Raw genomic sequence first — 15243 nt, forward strand, 5'->3', positions numbered from 1 at the left:
CTGCTGCGAGCTGATCGCGGTGGTCATGCGGAGGACTTGACGACGCTCCAGCCGCCGTCCACGACAAGACTCGCACCGGTGATGTAGGCGGCCTCATGGGAGCCCAGGAAGGCGATGGCCGCGGCCACCTCCTCCGGGGTGCCGAAACGGCCGGCCGCGGTTTCGGCGACGCTGCGTGCGCGGTCCTCGGGGGACACCCGGTCCCAGGCCGCCGTCAGGATCGGGCCGGGCACGACGGCGTTGACCCGCACCTCGGGACCGTACTCGACGGCGAGCTGTCCGCACAGGGACAGCAGCGCCCCCTTGGAGGCCGCGTAGGCGGGGTGGCCGGGGATGCCCTTGTGGGCGTGGACGGACGAGGTCAGGACGACGGCTCCGCGGCGGGCGCGCAGATCGTCCAGCACGGCCTTGAACCCCAGGAAGGCGCCGGTGAGGTTGACGGAGAGCTGCCGCTGCCAGGAGCCCAGGGACATGTCTTGGGCGGGGGTGACGTCGACGGTGTAGGCATTGCTGACGAGCACGTCGACGGGGCCGAAGTCGCGGGCCGCGGCCGCGATCCGCTCCCAGTCCTCCTCCGCGGAGACATCGGCGGCCACGAAGCGGGCGCGGCCGCCGACCGCACAGATCCGCTCGGCGACCGCCGCGCCGCGCTCCTCGGAGATGTCGGCGAGCACGACGGCGGCGCCCTCCTGGGCGAGGCGTTCGGCGGTGGCGGCACCGATGCCGGAGGCGGCTCCGGTGACCACGGCCGTGCGGGCGGTGAAGCGGTCACCGTACCGGCGGGGCTGTTCCATCGGGGGTTCGGGCTCCTTCGCTGCACTGCGGGCGCGGGCGGGCGTGGGCCGGTCGGCGGTCTACTGCCGTGTCAGCACCACCAGTTCCGCGTCGTGGTCGGCGCTCCACGTGGACGGCGGCCCGTAGTGGAGCAGATGGGCACCGCTGCCGCTGAGCAGTGCTGTCGTCCCGGCGGCGCCGAGGCCGGCGAGAAGCATTCGTCGGCTGGGGAGTTGGTTCGTCATGGAGTGCTCCTTGTGGATCCACTCGGCGGGCCCGGCTGCTTGCTGCCCGCCGGGCCTCCGCTCGCGGCGGATCCAGGTTCGCGTGGCGCTCGCATCACGTCAAGATTAATACCTAATTTATTTGAACTGGGTTCGGTGCACCGAGCCGTCGACCCCGCGGTACACGGCGTCGATCACACCGTCCTGGCCGACGACCGCCCCGAGCGCACCGTCGAACGCGGCGCTGGGGAACCCGACCTGGACGCCGAGACCGCCGCCCACGAGGTCCCCGTCCCCGCCCGGTGGTTCCTCGGGCCGTCGTGCATTCTGCGGACGGACAAAGCCGTGGCCGAACTCGATTACCAGCCCATGGTTTCCCATGCCACCGGCCTGGACGCCGTCCGGAACTCGGTGTCCGCCGCCGGCGCGTGAAACTGCCACACACGGCGCCCGTCGCGGGCCGACCACACGCTTTCCCGTACTGGCCACGGCGCGCCTGAATTTTCGATACAGCTGATCCGGCGAACGGAAGCCGGTTATGTGGAGTCCGATATGTTCGAAGCTGTCAATTGGCCCGAGACCATGGTTCCCAGCCGCTCACCGATCCACTTCACCAACCAGCTCGAGGTCGAAGCCTCTCCGGAAAAAATTGGTCCCTGCTCGTGGATCCGAAGGCTTGGCCCAGCTTCTACCCGGGCGTCGAGCATGTCCAGCTGCTTGACGGCCACGAGTCACTGCGCCTTGGCACACGGTTCGAAACCAACCTGGCCGGACAAGATGTCTTCGGGTCATACCGCGGCCAATTCACCTTGCCATACATCGGTCGTTCCCTCTTCTTGGGCATTCTGGAGATTCAATGCATGTCAACTGGTGGGGCTGTGGACCGATTCCTCTGTCGCCCGGAATTTGACCTTCGTATGTGTGATGACTCCCCCTTGAGCGGTCGATGGCACCCCGCCAGGGCAGGCGGATCGCGAAGGCCGCCGCACAGGTCATCGTGTGCGGCGGCCTTCGTCGATGATGGGTCTCCTTGCGGTCTACTTGTCGTCGATGCGCCCGATCGGGTCGGCGGCCTCCGCGAGTTCGGTCCGCACCTGCTTCCATTCCCGGTCGTCGATCCCGAGAGCGCTTCGGAGGTAGGCCCACGAAGCCTTCTGGATCAGAGCGACGCGCTCGGGGCTCTCGTCCGTGGTGTCCTTGGCGCCGTAGGCGTGGATCCCGCCGAGCGAGTGCTCGGCCCCGAACAGGGTGAGCAGACTCTGGGCCCCGGGGCTGTACCTGTACACGTCGGTGAACCAGTCGGGGCCGCGCGTCGAGAGAAGGGACTGGTCGTGGTCGCCCGCGACCACGAGAGCCGGCGTGGTCAGGCGGTCGAAGTCGGGGCTCATGAAGGAGAAGTTCTCCGCGGCGAACGGCGTCAAGGCGTCGCCGCCGATGCCCGTCGTCGCGAGGAGCACGCCGGCTTTCACGCGGGTATCGGTCTTGTCGGGGCCGGGCTGCCCGTCCGCGCCGACAACGCGCGCGCCGAGGAGCATGCTGACGGTCTGCCCGCCCCAGGAGTGTCCCGCGACGGCGATGCGCTCGCTGTCGACGCGGTCACCGAGGCCGGGGACCGCGGCGACGATGTCGTCGAGTGCGTCGAGTACGCGCTCGACGTCCTGGACCCGGATGCGCCAGATGTCGGGGTAACGCGGATCGGCAGGGGTGATGCCGAGGGTCAGCGAATCGAGGAAGGTGGGCTGCAGGACGACGAAGCCGTTGGCGGCCCAGAAATCGACGAGCGGGTCGTACGAGGACATCGACAGGCCGAAGCCATGGGCGAGTACGACGATCGGGAGGTCGCTGCCGGAGGCGGGGGCTGACACGCGCACCCGCAGGTCGTCGCCGCGCTCCGGTGCGGGCAGGACGACCGGCTTGACGCTGATGATCGCAGTGGTCGAGGCGGGAACGGCGCGCGGGGCGGCCGTATCGGGTGCGGGCATGCGGAACTGCCTTTCGGTTGCGATGAGCACCGTGTCCATGCGGGAATACATGCGTCGCCGGTGCAGGTCCGGCGACATGAGCCACCGGATACGCGGTTAAGCGGAGCGACGTTCCGAATATACGGAGCGATGTTCCGCTTGGCAAGTGCGGTCGTAGGACAGGAGCGCCCCCCCGTGAGTGAAGGCGACAAGCCGATGCCGGCCACCCCGAGCTCGGCCAAGCGCGCGGACGCCCGGCGGAACGAGAAGGCTCTGCTCGATGCCGCGGCGTCGGTGTTCGTCACGGATGGAGTGGACGCGCCGGTGCGCCGGATCGCCGCCGCGGCGGGCGTCGGCATGGGCACGATCTACCGGCACTTCCCCACGCGCGCGGACCTCGTCGTGGCCGTGTATCGGCACCAGGTCGACACCTGCGCCGAAGCCGGGCCCGCCCTGCTCGCGACGGCGACGTCACCGTTCGCCGCGCTGCGTCAATGGGTGGAGCTCTTCGTGGACTTCCTGGCGACCAAGCACGGGCTGGCCGCCGCCATGCGCAACGACCCCGACGGCTTCACCGCCCTGCACGCGCTGTTCATCGAGCGGCTCGTGCCGGCTCTCGCCGAGATCCTCCACGCCGCCCGGGACGCGGGCGAGGTCACGGCCGACGTCGCCCCCTACCAGTTGATCCGCGCGATCGGCGACATCTGCGCGGGCGGGGAGAGGGCCGATCCGAATTACGACGCGCGTCTCACCATTCGGCTGCTGCTCGACGGATGCCGGCGGTAGGGGCCGGGGCACCAGGGTCCGGAAGTGAGGGTCTTCCGCCGCCGGCGCGAGCGCCGACAGCGGGCGTGGCCGGTCCTGCCGGCCGCCGGTCAGGGCTGGATGTTCTCCAGGTCCTCCAGGAGGGACGGATGCTTCGGCTCCCAGCCGAGCGCCTCTCGGGTGTGGGTGCTGGACGAGGGCTGGTCGGTCGCGAAGATCGGGCCGAGGGGGCCGTAGGTCTCCGATGACACCGACTCGACCGGCACGTCCAGTCGTCGGCCGATGACCGCGGCGATGTCACGCACCTTGTCTCCCTCGTCGGCCACGGCGTGCCAGGAGCTACCGGCCGGGGCCCGCTCCAGGGCGAGCCGGAAGAGGACCGCCGTGTCGAGCGCGTGCACGGCCGGCCAGCGCTGTGCGCCGCCTCCTGGGTAGCCGGATATCCCGGTCCGGCGTGCGATGTCGGTCAGCAGGCCGGCGAACCCGCCGGTGCCCTGGTTGTGAACCGTGCGCGGCAGGCGTACAGCCGCGCTCCGGACCCCGCGCGAGGCCAGGCCCAGGGCCGCCGTGACCGCGCGACCGCGACCGCCGACCGGCCCATCGGTCATGGCCGGGTCGGCCTCGGTGGAGGCGCGGCCCGGCACATGGGGCGTGCCCGAGGCGGTGACGAAGGGGCGGTCGCTGCCGACGAGCTCCTCGCCGAGGGTCGCGATGGCGGCGCTTTCCTCGGCGACCGCCCTCGCGAGGGCGTCGGGGCTGCTGAAGTCGTTGGCGAAGGCGAGGTGGATCACCCCGTCGGTCCGCGCGACGCCGGCACGAAGGATGTCCAGGTCGGCGAGAGCTCCTCGGAGCGGCTCGGCGCCGGCCGCCTCGGCGGCTAGTGCGGACGCGTCGGAGCGGGCGAGTGCGAGGACGGTGTGGCCGTTGTCGAGCAGTTCGGCGACGACGGCGGAGCCGATCAGGCCGGTGCCACCGGTGACGAAGACGCGCATGGATGTTCTCCCGCAAGTGATGGGACTCTTGTCCCATCACTATAGCCGAGTGATGGGACAAGAGTCCCATCACCTATGATGGGCCCATGGGCAGATGGGAACCAGGGGCGCGTGAACGCCTCGTCGTGGCTGCCGTCGACCTGTTCACCGAGCAGGGATACGACGCCACGACGGTCGCGCAGATCGCCGAGCGCGCCGGGGTCACCAAGAGCACGTTCTTCCGGCACTTCCCCGACAAGCGCGAGCTGCTGGTGGCCGGACAGGAGACGCTGAGCCGGCTGCTGGCCGAGGGGATCGCCGAGGCGCCCGATGGCGCCAGCCCGCTCGAGGCGGTCGCCGCCGGTCTCGAGCGCGCCTCGACCGCGATGGGCCCCGTCAATCGGGACTTCGCACCTCGTCTGAAGGCGGCTGTCGCCTCCAGCGCCGAGCTTCAGGAGCGTGACGCCCTCAAAAGCGTCAGCCTCGCGGCCGCGATGACCACCGCTCTGATCGCCCGCGGCGTACCCGATCCGACCGCGGCTCTCGCGGGCGAGCTGGGCCTTCTCGCCTTCAAGCGGGGGTACGCCGAATGGTCGGAGGGCGACCGTGACGGCAAGGAGGAGCTTGCCGGGTACGCCCTGGCGGCCCTGGACGAACTGCGTGCGGCGGGCGCGTCGCTGAGCTGACCGGACCACCTCACGGTGGTGTCCATGGACGGGACGGTGCGCGGGCTGCCCGCCGTGGCGCCGCGGCCGAGCGTGCCGACCACGTCGGCGGTCTTGGCCGCGTCACGGCCGATGATCTCGACGGCGTTGCCGCCGTCGAGCGCGCGGGCGGCGAGGACGCGGGCCATTTGTCCCAGGCCGATGATGCTGATGTCGCTCATGGTGAGTGCTCTTTCCTTGTCGCCGTTCTTCGCTTGGGCTGCTTCTGCCGAGTTCAGGACCAGCGCGCTCCGCCGTCCACGTGGAGGGTCTCGCCGGTGATGTACGGGTTGACCAGCAACGCGCGGGCGGCGGCCGAGACGTCGGAGGGATCCCCGACCCGGCCCACCGGCGCGGAGGCTGCGATCTGCCGGAACCACTCCCGCTTGTCGGGTACCGCGGTGTCCCAGTTGCTGGTGTCGATCACGCCGGGGGAGATGGCGTTGACACGCGTGGGCGCCAATTCGACCGCGAGGGCGGACGCGAGCGTGTTCACGCTGCCGTTGGTGGCCGCCATCGCGACGAGTCCCGGCGAGGGGCGCCACGCGGCCAGGCCGGAGAAGAACAGCAGCGACCCCTTCTCGGCGATCAACTGGGCGAAGTGCTTGGCCAGCAGGATCGGACCCACGACCTTGGCGTCGAAGGCCGCGAGCAGCGCGCGGCGTTCAAGGGAGGCGACCGGCCCGTTGCTCCGCTCCGTGGCGACGCTGACGAGATGGTCGAGTCCCTGGCTCGACCAGTCCTTCGCCCGCGCCGGGGTCCGCCTGGAGCCGGTGCTGAGGACATCGGTGACGACCGCGGCACCACAGCTCGCGGCTGCCGGTCTGGGAATCGCCGTATGCCCGTGAGCGCGGTCAGCGACGGCTTTCCGGGCGCCGTGCGGCCGTTCTCGCCGCGGTGGATCAGGCAGCTGGTGGCGGTGACGTCCGGGGAACCGGATCCGCTCGTCGCCCGATTCATCGGCAACCTGCGCAGTCACGGTGTGCGGGTGCCCCGCGGTGTGCGGGCTCAGCTCGCGGAGGGTGGCTCGTCGGCCGGTGGCTCATCGGCCGGGACGCCAGGGCCGTCCTCCTGACCCTCGCCGCGCGACCAACCCCAGCGGGCGAGTTCAGCTCCGGCAAGAAGGTCCCACGGCTGCCGCCACAGCTCATCCTGACGTGCTGCCTCGCAGGTCGGACAGGGTGCGGCGGCAGGCGCGGCGTCAGATGTCGCGGAAGGTCTCGATCTGGGCGCCGATCGAGTTCAGCCGCTCCGCCAGGTCCTCGTATCCCCGGTTGATGACGTACACATTGCGCAGGACCGAGGTGCCCGGCGCGGCCATCATCGCCAGCAGGACGACCACGGCGGGTCGCAGGGCGGGCGGGCACATCATCTCGGCGGAGCGCCAGCGGGTCGGACCCTCGACCAGGACGCGATGCGGGTCGAGCAGTTTGACGTGGGCGCCGAGCCGGTTGAGCTCGGTGAGGTAGATCGCGCGGTTGTCGTAGACCCAGTCGTGGATCAGCGTCGAGCCCTGGGCGACGGCCGCGATAGCCGCGAAGAAGGGCACGTTGTCGATGTTGATGCCGGGGAACGGCATCGGGTGGATCTTGTCGATGGGGGCCTGCAGCTTCGACGGCCGCACGGTCAGGTCGACCAGCCGGGTGCGGCCATTGTCCGCCGCGTACTCCCGGCCGCGCTCGTGGTCCAGCCCCATCTCCTCCAGGACGGCCAGCTCGATCTCCAGGAACTCCACCGGCACCCGGCGGATCGTCAGCTCCGACTCGGTGATGACCGCGGCGGCCAGCAGGCTCATCGCCTCGACCGGGTCCTCGGAGGGCGAGTAGTCCACATCGCGGTCGATATGGGCGACGCCGTGGACGGTCAGCGTCGTGGTGCCCACGCCCTCGACCTTGACGCCCAACTCCTCCAGGAAGAAGCAGAGATCCTGGACCATGTAGTTGGACGAGGCGTTGCGGATCACCGTGACACCGTCGTGCCGGGCGGCCGCCAGCAGCGCGTTCTCGGTGACGGTGTCGCCCCGTTCGGTCAGCACGATGGCGCGGGTGGGGGCGACCGAGCGATCGACCGCGGAGTGGTACATCCCGTCGGTGGCGGTCACTTCGAGGCCGAAGTGGCGCAAGGCCGTCATATGCGGCTGAACGGTGCGGGTGCCGAGGTCGCAACCGCCCGCGTAGGGAATCCGGAAGTGGTTCATCCGGTGCAGCAGCGGACCGAGGAACATGATGACGCTGCGCGTCCGGCGCGCGGCCTCGGTGTCCATGGCGTCGAGGTCCAACTCGGCGGGCGGCACGATCTCCAGATCGGCGCCGTCGTTGATCCAGCGGGTGCGTACACCGATGCTGCCCAGGACCTCGAGGATGCGATAGACCTCCTCGATCCTGGCGACTCTCCGCAGTGTCGTACGGCCCGCGTTGAGAAGCGTGGCGCACAGCAGCGCCACACACGCGTTCTTGCTCGTCTTGACGTCGATGGCACCGGACAGCCGGCGCCCGCCGACCACCCGAAGGTGCATCGGGCCCGCGTAGCCGAGGGAGACGATCTCACTGTCCAGGGCCTCGCCGATCCTGGCGATCATCTCAAGGCTGATGTTCTGGTTTCCCCGCTCAATGCGGTTGACCGCACTCTGGCTTGTACCGAGCGCCTCCGCGAGCTGGGACTGGGTCCAGCCTCGGTGTTGGCGGGCGTCACGGATGAGCTTGCCGATACGTGAGAGGTAGTCGTCAGTCATGCAGAAGAGGCTATCTCACATATGAGATGTGTACGCGACCGGAGGGGGTGAAGGAGTGACGGCCGTTCGGGTGGGTTCCGCCCGGTGGCGAGTGCCATTCCGGTCAGCCGCCCGCCTCGCGGGCGGCTGCCGCTCATCAGAACTCGGAGGTGTCCAGCTCCAGGTCGAACGGCTCCGGGAGTGCGAGGCGAGTGCCGAAGGGATGGGGGCCGTCCACCTTGGTGTAGCCGAGGTTCCCGGGCGCCGAATAGAGCGTGCAGGTGCGCTGCTGCCGGTCTACCAGGAGATACAGCGGGGCTCCGTATTCCGCGTAGCGGCGCCGCTTGACGATCCGGTCGGTATCCCCGTTCGAATCGGAGGTCACCTCGACGACCAGCAGGGTTTGATCGGGTACCAGTGCCGCAGCCTCCGCCAGCTCTTCGGGTACGACCGCCACATCTGGCACGTACCAATTGCTGGAGCCGGGGAGATCCAGATTGCCCGACCCCGATACGCAACCGAGTTTGGACACGGCCGGCGCGATCTGATTGCGGATCTTGTCCGCCGCCTTTTCATGGCCCCATGTCGGTGACAACTGCTCGATGACCCCCTCCACGATCTGCACCCGGTCATCCCCCCGGATGTGCTGGATCGCGTACTTCAATGCGGTTTCGGGGTCGTCGGCCACATACGAAGCCGTTTCGGAATGGGGTTGCGCGCTCATCGGTCCTCCACCAGGCGGCGTAACTGCAGCATGACGACTGCGCAAGGTCTATCGCAATCCTCCACGGACTTGGGCAAATATGCCCAGCGATCACCCGTACCGGTGACGATCCCCCGTCACCACCGCCGCCAGCGTCCGGGCCGGGCCGTCCACCGCGGGGCCGTGGAGGAGTTCGGTGCGGTGGACCAGGCGGGGGGCGATCAGGGGGGCCGTGACGATGCCGGGGGCGCCCTTGGTGGCCGGGTGGGGGAGGAGGGCCAGGCCGTGGCCCGCGGCGGTGAGGGCGACGAGGCCGCGTACATCGGTGCCCTCGTACGTCAGCGAGGCGCGGAAGCCGCTGCTCCGGCTCACCGCGCGCAGCCGCGCCAGCGGCATGGCGGCGTCCGGGGCGTCCAGCCAGTGGGCCTCGGCGAGGTCGGCCAGCCGCAGGCCGAGCCGGCGGGCCAGCGGGTGGCCGGTGGGCAGGGCCACCACCAGCGGGGCCTCCGCGACCGTGACCGAGGTGAGCGGACCCACCTCGGGCAGCGGCAGGGCGTCGGTGGGAGTGGTCGGGCCGTCGACCAGCCCCAGGTCCAGCGCCCCGGATGCCACCGCCGCCGGGATCTCCCGGCGGCCGAGGATCCGCAACGAGGCCCGGATGGCCGGATGCGCCTGGCGCACCCGGTCCAGGGCCGCGGCGATTCGCGGGGTCATCGCCAGCGGCGAGGCCCCCACCACCAGCCGGGCGGCGCCGGCCCCCGACAGCCGCTCGACATCGGCCCGCGCCGCGTCCAGCCGCAGCAGCAGCGGACCGGCGTGTTCCAGCAGCCGTGCGCCCGCGCTGGTGAGCATGACCGGCCGCCGGGTCAGCAGTGACGTGCGCAGATCCGCTTCGAGGGACGCGATGTGCTCGGAGACCGCCGCCGGGGTGAAGCCCAGCTCATGGGCGGCATCGGAGAAGGATCCGCAGCGGGCCACGGAGACGAACGTGCGGAGCAGGTGCGGGTCCATGGCAGCAGTATCGCGGGGGCCGGGGCGGCTCAGTTCCGAACTCGGAGGCGACCGGGGCCGGTTCGGGCCCGGCCGTCGTCCGTTCCGGGGCCGTCGGTCGCGTTCACGCACATGCTCATGGCCTCAGGTCTAACGCGGAACGCCGCCCCCCGGGGCCCTTCCGGTCGGCGGTCACCCTTACCGGTGAACGCCGGTGAGCATCCATGAACCGACCCGGGGACGCGCTCTCGCCCGGTGTCCTGTCTCATCGACGGCTGAGCGGTCTCATCCAGGGGTTCTCACCGGGCCAACGCGAGCAGTTCATCGATCACCGGCTCCTCACCACCGTTACCGAGGTGGGCGACGGCCGCGAACGGGGCGATCACCTGGCTCCAGGCATGGAGCCGGTCGCCGTCGAGCCCGCACGCCGTCGCCACGCGCCCGCAGCGGGTCTCGACGCCCTCCAGCCCGGCGCCGGCCACGACGTAGTCCACAGCGTCGAAGCATGGATCACCCACACACGCCTTCGGATCGATGGCCATCAGACCGCGCTTCGCGCCACTGTCGAGCACGTTGCCCAGGTGCAGGTCGCCGTGGAGCAACACGGTTGTCGCCTCCGTGTCCAGCAGCCGCTCACACCGCCGGACGGCCCTGTCCCACGCGGTGACGTCCATACGTGCACTGATCGCAGGCTCGGACAGCCGCCTACCGACACGGGCGAAGGCCTCCTCGCACCGGCCGCGCAGCAGACGCGGCGGCCGTGGGGGCGGAGCGACCCCATGCAACGCGGCGAGCAGCTCCGACCACTGCCCGGGGAGCGAAGCGGCAGGCATGTCCTCCGCCGGCGTTCCAGGCACGACCTCTTCCAGCACCATCGCGCCCGCGTCCTCGTCGACGGCCAGCACGGCGGGCACCCGGCCCGAGGCGGCGAACCACCCCAGCATTCCGACCTGCTCGGCCAAAAGGCCCCGATCCGGGCTGAGCTTCAGCACCGCGGGCGTGCCGTCGGGCCATTGGCACCGCAATGTGACCGACGAGGCGCCATCCGGGAGGGATTCACCGAGGGAAAGGTCCCAACGGGACGTCAGCCGTGCGATCAGGTTCGGCGTGTCAGCGCACCATTCGGCAACCTGTGGACCGAATCGACGAACCAGCCGCGTCGTGACGCTGTCCACATCCACCCATCGTCGCTTCACGCGGGTCAGTCTGCCGCTCCAGGCCGCGGCCGTCAGCCACGCCTCCCCGGCCAGTCACGCCTCGGCGGCGCGCAGCCTTCGATGAGACGGGACAGCCGGTGAGCACCCGCGGAACCACCCCGGGGACGCGCTCGCGCCAGGGCAGGGCATGACCGCGCGGGGGCGATGTATTAGAGTTATCTCGACATCGAGATACCTGCTGGAAGACGCATCGCCGCCTCGTGCCGGTAAGGCTTACCTAAGTTAGCCATACCTTAGCGGATCGGCGCGGGCATGTGACGGCAGCATTGCGGTGGTACGCGCGAAATCATGCATGAAGGAGACTGTCGTGTCGGCGAACAGCTTCGACGCCCGCAGCACCCTGCAGGTGGGCGACGAATCGTACGAGATCTTCAGGCTGGACAAGGTCGAGGGGTCGGCCCGGCTTCCATACAGCCTGAAGGTGCTGCTGGAGAACCTGCTCCGCACCGAGGACGGCGCGAACATCACCGCCGACCACATCCGCGCCCTGGGCGGCTGGGACCCGCAGGCCCAGCCCAGCCAGGAGATCCAGTTCACGCCGGCCCGCGTGATCATGCAGGACTTCACCGGTGTGCCGTGTGTGGTGGACCTCGCCACCATGCGTGAGGCCGTCAAGGAGCTCGGCGGCGACCCGGCGAAGATCAACCCGCTGGCCCCGGCCGAGCTGGTCATCGACCACTCGGTGATCGCCGACGTCTTCGGCGCGCCCGACGCGTTCACGAAGAACGTGGAGCTGGAGTACGGCCGCAACAAGGAGCGCTACCAGTTCCTGCGCTGGGGCCAGACCGCGTTCGACGAGTTCAAGGTCGTCCCGCCCGGCACCGGCATCGTCCACCAGGTCAACATCGAGCACCTGGCGCGTACCGTCATGGTCCGAGGCGGCCAGGCGTACCCGGACACCCTGGTCGGCACCGACTCCCACACCACCATGGTCAACGGCCTCGGTGTGCTCGGCTGGGGCGTCGGCGGCATCGAGGCCGAGGCCGCGATGCTGGGCCAGCCGGTCTCCATGCTGATCCCGCGCGTCGTCGGCTTCAAGCTCACCGGCTCGCTGCCGACCGGCACCACCGCCACCGACCTCGTGCTCACCATCACCGAGATGCTGCGCAAGCACGGTGTGGTCGGCAAGTTCGTCGAGTTCTACGGCGAGGGCGTCTCCTCCATCCCGCTGGCCAACCGCGCGACCATCGGCAACATGTCGCCGGAGTTCGGCTCCACCGCCGCGATCTTCCCCATCGACGGCGAGACCATCAACTACCTCAAGCTCACCGGCCGCAGCGAGCAGCAGCTCGCGCTCGTCGAGGCGTACGCCAAGGAGCAGGGCCTGTGGCTGGACCCGGCCGCCGAGCCGGAGTTCTCCGAGAAGCTGGAGCTGGACCTGGCGACGGTCGTCCCCTCGATCGCCGGCCCCAAGCGCCCGCAGGACCGCATCATCCTGTCCGAGGCCGCCGAGAAGTTCGCCCAGGACGTCCGCGCCTACGTCCCGGTGGCCGACCTGGACGAGGCGGGTGTCGAGTCCTTCCCGGCCTCCGACGCCCCGGCCGTCTCCAACGGCGTGCCCACCAAGCCGACCCCGGTGATCGCCCCCGACGGCTCGCAGTACGAGATCGACCACGGCGCCGTCACCATCGCCGCGATCACCTCGTGCACCAACACCTCCAACCCGTATGTGATGGTCGCGGCCGCCCTGGTGGCCAAGAAGGCCGTCGAGAAGGGCCTCACCCGCAAGCCGTGGGTCAAGACCACCCTGGCCCCCGGGTCCAAGGTCGTCATGGACTACTACGACCGCGCCGGGCTCACCCCGTACCTCGACAAGCTGGGCTTCAACCTCGTCGGCTACGGCTGCACCACCTGCATCGGCAACTCCGGCCCGCTGCCGGAGGAGGTCTCCAAGGCGGTCAACGAGGCCGACCTGGCGGTCACCTCGGTGCTCTCCGGCAACCGTAACTTCGAGGGCCGGATCAACCCCGACGTCAAGATGAACTACCTGGCGTCCCCGCCGCTGGTCGTCGCCTACGCCATCGCCGGCTCCATGAAGGTGGACATCACCAAGGACGCCCTCGGCATCGACCAGGACGGCAACCCGGTCCACCTGAAGGACATCTGGCCCTCCGAGAAGGAGGTCGAGGAGGTCGTGGCCTCCTCGATCGGCCAGGAGATGTTCAACACCAGCTACGCCGACGTCTTCGCCGGTGACGCCCAGTGGCAGGCGCTTCCGGTGCCGACCGGCAACACCTTCGAGTGGGACCCGCAGTCCACCTACGTCCGCAAGCCTCCGTACTTCGAGGGCCTGACGATGGACCCGGCCCCGGTCGAGGACATCGCCGGGGCCCGGGTGCTGGCCAAGCTGGGCGACTCGGTCACCACCGACCACATCTCCCCGGCCGGTGCGATCAAGGCCGACACCCCGGCCGGCAAGTACCTCACCGAGCACGGTGTCGAGCGTCGTGACTTCAACTCCTACGGCTCGCGCCGGGGCAACCACGAGGTCATGATCCGCGGCACCTTCGCCAACATCCGGCTGCGCAACCAGATCGCGCCGGGCACCGAGGGCGGCTTCACCCGCGACTTCACCCGGGCCGCCGAAAATGGCGGGGAAGCGCCGGTCTCCTTCATCTACGACGCGTCGCAGAACTACCAGGCCGCCGGGACCCCGCTGGTCATCCTGGCGGGCAAGGAGTACGGCTCCGGCTCGTCCCGCGACTGGGCCGCGAAGGGCACCGCGCTGCTCGGCGTCAAGGCCGTCGTCGCCGAGTCGTACGAGCGCATCCACCGCTCGAACCTCATCGGCATGGGCGTCCTGCCGCTCCAGTTCCCCGAGGGCGCCACGGCCCAGTCGCTGGGCCTGACCGGCGAGGAGACGTTCGACATCACCGGCGTCACCGCGCTCAATGAGGGCGGCATCCCGGAGACGGTCAAGGTCAAGGCCGGCGAGGTGGAATTCGACGCCAAGGTGCGCATCGACACCCCCGGCGAGGCGGACTACTACCGCAACGGCGGCATCATGCAGTACGTGCTGCGCTCGCTGATCCGCAAGTAGGCGCGGCGCACGGCGGCGACGGGCCGCACCCCCGCCCGGGGGTGCGGCCCGTCCGCGTACCCGGCGGGTGATCCCGCACGCCGAGCCCGCGCCGCCCCCAGTACGGCCGCCGTATCGGCGGACCCGCCCGCCGCGTTCCCGGCGCCCGGCACCGCGGCGCGGTACGGGCGCGGACTGCGCGGGACCGAGGTCCGCGGGCGCGGGCCCGGAGCCTCGGGCGCCGTCAGAGGAACGTGCCCGAGGGGATGTACGGCGTCGGCGGCGGCATCCCCCGCAGACACACATAGCCGCTGGTGGACAGCTCGAGCCCGGCCTCGAGCCCCACGTCCACGGCCCACTGCTGCTCGGCCGTCAGCCCCGTGACCCGGGCGTCGGTGCCCTCCGGAAGGCACAGCAGAGCCGCCGTCAGCAGCCGCTTCGCCAACCGTCGCGAGGTCGCGGCCAGCAGCTCGACCTTGCCGTCCTCGGCGACGTAGCAGTAGCCGCTGCCCGCCAGGTCGTCCACGACCAGCAGCCGGCGCTGGCGCACGAGCAGTTCATGGTCGGCCCCGTGCGCGCCGCCCCGGGTGCGGCGGTCCACCGAGTCCAGCAGATCCCGGTGGCGGGCCACGCCCTCGTGGACGGCGCCGTCGGGCGGGGACAGCCGCTCCTTGGTCTCCGGTCCGACGGTGCCGCGCAGCCGCATCGCCGGGTGCAGCGCGAATCCCGCACGCCGGTAGGTGCTCGCCGCGCGCGGGTCCTCCGAGCCGCAGATGATGCCGCGCAGGCAGCCCCGTCCGTACAGCAGCGCGGCGGCCAGCAACTCCCGGCCCACGCCCTGCCGTTGGGCGCGCGGCAGCACCGCGAGCAGCGCGAGCCCCCAGGTGCCCTCGCGCCGTGCGGACAGTGCCACGCCGAGCGGCATCCCGGCGGCGTCCAGGGCGATCCAGCAGCCGCCCGGGTCGGTACGGGCGAGATGCCGGTGCCGGTCGTGGATCTCGGCGACGTACCCCGGCGGCAGTCCGTCCTTGCCCGCGAGGGCGGCGGCGTCCCCGAAGGCGGCGGCCACCACCTCCCAGGCGGCCTCGGCGTCCTCGTCGGTGTCGCGTAGCTGGCGGAGGATCATGAGCCCATGATGGCGCGTCCGGTGAGGGGATTGCCGGTACGCGGAAGCGGCTTGCTCGACCGGCGAACGCGACAACGTT

14 protein-coding genes are annotated in these 15243 nt (G+C 70.4%); 4 read left to right on the forward strand and 10 right to left on the reverse strand.

Annotated elements, in window-relative coordinates; all coding sequences use genetic code 11:
• Positions 1–23: 23 nt before the first annotated feature.
• Entirely contained in the window at positions 24–794 is a 771-nt protein-coding gene (locus tag AS97_RS33280; RefSeq protein ID WP_210566163.1) for an SDR family NAD(P)-dependent oxidoreductase, read from the reverse strand.
• A 60-nt stretch (positions 795–854) separates the two neighbouring features.
• Positions 855–1019: a hypothetical protein gene (locus tag AS97_RS33285; protein ID WP_210567469.1), complete on the reverse strand. Its 165-nt coding sequence runs from the start codon at positions 1017–1019 to the stop codon at positions 855–857.
• Between the two features lie 135 nt (positions 1020–1154).
• On the opposite strand from AS97_RS33285, the gene AS97_RS33290 reads away from it, so the two are divergent.
• Entirely contained in the window at positions 1155–1430 is a 276-nt protein-coding gene (locus AS97_RS33290) for a hypothetical protein (protein ID WP_059141689.1), read from the forward strand.
• Between the two features lie 605 nt (positions 1431–2035).
• On the opposite strand, the gene AS97_RS33295 is transcribed toward AS97_RS33290, so the two are convergent.
• A complete protein-coding gene (locus AS97_RS33295) occupies positions 2036–2980 on the reverse strand; it encodes an alpha/beta fold hydrolase (RefSeq protein WP_086705651.1) in 945 nt (314 codons plus the stop codon).
• Positions 2981–3154: 174 nt separating this feature from the next.
• On the opposite strand from AS97_RS33295, the gene AS97_RS33300 reads away from it, so the two are divergent.
• Positions 3155–3745: a TetR/AcrR family transcriptional regulator gene (locus tag AS97_RS33300; protein WP_086705645.1), complete on the forward strand. Its 591-nt coding sequence runs from the start codon at positions 3155–3157 to the stop codon at positions 3743–3745.
• An 89-nt stretch (positions 3746–3834) separates the two neighbouring features.
• On the opposite strand, the gene AS97_RS33305 is transcribed toward AS97_RS33300, so the two are convergent.
• Positions 3835–4716 (reverse strand): SDR family oxidoreductase, encoded by an 882-nt coding sequence (locus AS97_RS33305; RefSeq protein WP_210566164.1) that lies wholly within the window; start codon positions 4714–4716, stop codon positions 3835–3837.
• An 86-nt stretch (positions 4717–4802) separates the two neighbouring features.
• Between AS97_RS33305 and AS97_RS33310 the strand changes: the two genes are divergently transcribed.
• Positions 4803–5381, forward strand: coding sequence for a TetR/AcrR family transcriptional regulator (locus AS97_RS33310; protein ID WP_086705643.1), 579 nt, complete (start codon positions 4803–4805; stop codon positions 5379–5381).
• A 253-nt stretch (positions 5382–5634) separates the two neighbouring features.
• Here AS97_RS33310 and AS97_RS33315 read toward each other — a convergent pair whose 3' ends face one another.
• The 5 genes from AS97_RS33315 to AS97_RS33335 all read right to left on the reverse strand — a co-directional run bounded on the left by AS97_RS33315 (position 5635) and on the right by AS97_RS33335 (position 10977).
• Positions 5635–6378 carry an SDR family oxidoreductase gene (locus AS97_RS33315; RefSeq protein ID WP_210566165.1) on the reverse strand — a complete coding sequence of 248 codons (744 nt, stop codon included), beginning with the start codon at positions 6376–6378 and terminating at the stop codon, positions 5635–5637.
• 222 nt (positions 6379–6600) lie between these two features.
• Positions 6601–8130, reverse strand: coding sequence for a UDP-N-acetylglucosamine 1-carboxyvinyltransferase (locus AS97_RS33320; protein ID WP_059141693.1), 1530 nt, complete (start codon positions 8128–8130; stop codon positions 6601–6603).
• Between the two features lie 136 nt (positions 8131–8266).
• Positions 8267–8833: a Uma2 family endonuclease gene (locus AS97_RS33325; protein WP_210566166.1), complete on the reverse strand. Its 567-nt coding sequence runs from the start codon at positions 8831–8833 to the stop codon at positions 8267–8269.
• A gap of 90 nt (positions 8834–8923) precedes the next feature.
• Positions 8924–9823, reverse strand: coding sequence for a LysR family transcriptional regulator (locus tag AS97_RS33330; protein ID WP_210566167.1), 900 nt, complete (start codon positions 9821–9823; stop codon positions 8924–8926).
• Between the two features lie 278 nt (positions 9824–10101).
• Positions 10102–10977 (reverse strand): aminoglycoside phosphotransferase family protein, encoded by an 876-nt coding sequence (locus tag AS97_RS33335; RefSeq protein ID WP_210566168.1) that lies wholly within the window; start codon positions 10975–10977, stop codon positions 10102–10104.
• A 349-nt stretch (positions 10978–11326) separates the two neighbouring features.
• Here AS97_RS33335 and acnA point away from each other — a divergent pair, with 349 nt between their 5' ends.
• Entirely contained in the window at positions 11327–14059 is a 2733-nt protein-coding gene (acnA, locus tag AS97_RS33340) for an aconitate hydratase AcnA (protein WP_059141696.1), read from the forward strand.
• A gap of 223 nt (positions 14060–14282) precedes the next feature.
• On the opposite strand, the gene AS97_RS33345 is transcribed toward acnA, so the two are convergent.
• Positions 14283–15164, reverse strand: a complete 882-nt coding sequence (locus AS97_RS33345; RefSeq protein ID WP_059141697.1) for a GNAT family N-acetyltransferase — start codon at positions 15162–15164, stop codon at positions 14283–14285.
• Between the last annotated feature and the right edge of the window lie 79 nt (positions 15165–15243).

Source organism: Streptomyces sp. AgN23 (assembly GCF_001598115.1).
Classification (GTDB): Bacteria; Actinomycetota; Actinomycetes; order Streptomycetales; family Streptomycetaceae; genus Streptomyces; species Streptomyces antimycoticus.

Coding starts and splice junctions, on each gene's coding strand:
- AS97_RS33310 (WP_086705643.1), top strand. CDS start 4,803: ATGGGCAGATGGGAACCAGGGGCGCGTGAACGCCTCGTCGTGGCTGCC.
- AS97_RS33305 (WP_210566164.1), bottom strand. CDS start 4,716: ATGCGCGTCTTCGTCACCGGTGGCACCGGCCTGATCGGCTCCGCCGTC.
- AS97_RS33345 (WP_059141697.1), bottom strand. CDS start 15,164: ATGATCCTCCGCCAGCTACGCGACACCGACGAGGACGCCGAGGCCGCC.
- AS97_RS33325 (WP_210566166.1), bottom strand. CDS start 8,833: ATGAGCGCGCAACCCCATTCCGAAACGGCTTCGTATGTGGCCGACGAC.
- AS97_RS33320 (WP_059141693.1), bottom strand. CDS start 8,130: ATGACTGACGACTACCTCTCACGTATCGGCAAGCTCATCCGTGACGCC.
- AS97_RS33280 (WP_210566163.1), bottom strand. CDS start 794: ATGGAACAGCCCCGCCGGTACGGTGACCGCTTCACCGCCCGCACGGCC.
- AS97_RS33295 (WP_086705651.1), bottom strand. CDS start 2,980: ATGCCCGCACCCGATACGGCCGCCCCGCGCGCCGTTCCCGCCTCGACC.
- AS97_RS33285 (WP_210567469.1), bottom strand. CDS start 1,019: ATGACGAACCAACTCCCCAGCCGACGAATGCTTCTCGCCGGCCTCGGC.
- AS97_RS33330 (WP_210566167.1), bottom strand. CDS start 9,823: ATGGACCCGCACCTGCTCCGCACGTTCGTCTCCGTGGCCCGCTGCGGA.